This is a genomic window from Actinoplanes aureus, assembly GCF_015704865.1.
Lineage (GTDB): Bacteria > Actinomycetota > Actinomycetes > Mycobacteriales > Micromonosporaceae > Actinoplanes > Actinoplanes aureus.
The window spans coordinates 1-2,184 of the sequence record NZ_JADQTO010000083.1 but is presented as its reverse complement, the minus strand read 5'-3'; the positions used below and the strand labels follow the sequence as shown (position 1 = coordinate 2,184).

Below are 2,184 nucleotides of genomic sequence, written 5' to 3'. Positions count from 1 at the left end.
CTTAAAGCTCCTAACACGATCTCTTAGCGGGTCCAGTTGATCAGTCGGCGCCAGCAGATTAGGACGCAGGCAAGGCTGACAAAGCCGTCGTGGATGTCGAGGCGGCGTTCCCAGCGCACGGCAAGCCGGCGGAACTGGTGCAGCAGAGCGAAGGTCTGCTCGACGACGTAGCGCAGCTTGCCCAAGCCTTTGACACCGTGCGTCTTGGGCTTGGGGATGATCGGCTCAGTGCCGCGCTCGTGGCAGGCTTGGCGGAACGCCGCGCTGCTGTAAGCCTTGTCGGCCAGCAGGGCGGCAAAGCGGCGCCGGGGCCGGCCCGGGCGTCCGGCGATCGGCGGGTAGCAGTCGAGCAGGTCCAGGGCCCGTTTGATGTCGGGCACGTTCGCGCCGCTGGTCAGCACGTAGACCGGGGTGCCGTTACCGTCGCAAATCAGGTGGTGCTTCGAGCCGGGCTTGCCGCGGTTGACCGGCGACGGGGCTGTCCCGGCACCCCCTTTTTCGCGTCGATGTGACTCGCGTCCATCGCCGCTCTCGACCAGTCGATCCGGTTCGCCGCGTTCAGCTTGGCCAGCAGTATCTGGTGGACTTGGTCGAACACGCCGGCCTCAGTCCAGCGTTGCAGCCGCCGCCAGCACGTCATCCCAGAGCCGAACCCGAGCTCCTGCGGCAGGTCCTCCCACCCGATGCCGGTGTGCAGCACGAACAGGATGCCCTGCAGGCACAGCCGGTCCGACACAGGCCGCGGGCCCGGAGCCTTCGCCGGCCACGCAGGCAGCACCGGCTCGATCAGCTTCCACAACTCGTCGTCGACGACCCACGCCTTGCTCACGACGACCGAAACGAGACTGATCTTCGCCTCGCAACGCTGATCAACATCGATCCAGCAGATCGTGTTAGGAGCTTTTACGCAGCTTCCCCGCATTCTTGTCAGACAGGTCAATCGTGTAGTTCACGCCGTCCAATCCGAACTCGACCGTTCGGTCTGCCTCGCCGCCGTCGAGGTCATCCGTGAGAATCGTGACTACCTGCTTCGCCATGACAAACAACTCCGAATCCACCAGACAGGGCACGCGTGAATAGCGCTCAGGTAAGACAATAGCCTCCCTGTCATCGCTTCAGCTAATCGCTACCGGTTGCAGGGAATCCGCCGGGAGAACGTCCATTCCGCTTCCCCGGTTCACTGATCTGCCTGTCGATGTAGGTCGTGCGCAACTCATACAGCGGAACGCCACCGAGCCCAGCTGCAGCGGCCAGCCGTCGCCACTCTGTGCGCCACTCACCGTTGGCCCCGAGCCCTTCGAACAACCATGCATCGTCGGCCCGGCCGGCAATCAACTCGTTTACATGGGCGGCAACGTCCGCCGTAGCATGGCCGACCGAGGCTCACCAGGCGCGCGAATTCCCGCCTCGCCGTCGGCGACATCGCCGACACGCAACCGCAAAGCCTTGCCGTTTCGCAGCCCCGAAGCGACATCAGCTTGACGAGCGTCCGCCAGCGCTACTCGACAACGACCCCCAGCATTCGCTGCACCTCCGCGTCCGTCAGTACCCCGCCCGGCTCCTGCCTGCGCTCGACGGGAGGCCGGCCACCGGCCGCCCAACTGCCAGCACCTCCGGAAATCACCGGTCGCTACAACAACTGACGCGCCAGCTGCAACAGAGACAACGCCAAACCGCGAGCCGGCAATACTCGCGATAAGCCCGCTCCGATCAACACCGAGACGCAGCCACAACGCTGGCAGTACCAACAGCGCTGCCACAACACGCGAGCCCGCCGAACATCCTCGTCGGTGACACCGACGCCGTGACGACGCGACAACACCAGCGCACCCGACAACGCGGCGCCCACCGCCAGGAACAACATCGCGGGCCACCGGCCAGCCCCGCCCCCGCTGCGCACCGTCACATCGACCAACACCATGAACAGCAACACGAACACGCCCAAAGCCGCCACCGGCACCGCCGCCGACCTCGGCCGCCGGGGCGGCGCCAACGTGTCCGCTAGCTGTAATGACCATGAGCGTTGTTGACTGCGGCGTGGCTGCTTGAGATGTGAAGAGACCTCCGGCGAGGTGGAAGTTGCGACGCTTTCACCGGAACCGGAGGTCTCATGGCCCACCGTAACGCCCGACTGACCGTGCACGGCCGACGGCTGCTCATCACGCGTGTCGTGCACGACGAGCG

2 protein-coding genes and 1 pseudogene are annotated in these 2,184 nt (G+C 65.3%); 1 reads left to right on the top strand and 2 read right to left on the bottom strand.

The features are described 5' to 3' along the window. Positions 1-23: 23 nt before the first annotated feature. A protein-coding gene (locus I4J89_RS48995; RefSeq protein WP_196418545.1) for an IS5 family transposase occupies positions 24-829 on the bottom strand; the annotation gives its coding sequence in 2 pieces (ribosomal slippage) (positions 24-499 and positions 499-829; 807 coding nt in all). 70 nt (positions 830-899) lie between these two features. Further along, positions 900-1,037 (bottom strand): annotated as a pseudogene (locus tag I4J89_RS48990) (histone-like nucleoid-structuring protein Lsr2); the annotation flags it as partial. 1,073 nt (positions 1,038-2,110) lie between these two features. Between I4J89_RS48990 and I4J89_RS52285 the strand changes: the two are divergent. Continuing rightward, positions 2,111-2,184: leucine zipper domain-containing protein (locus tag I4J89_RS52285; RefSeq protein ID WP_196417566.1), on the top strand; the 74-nt coding region annotated here is incomplete at its 3' end.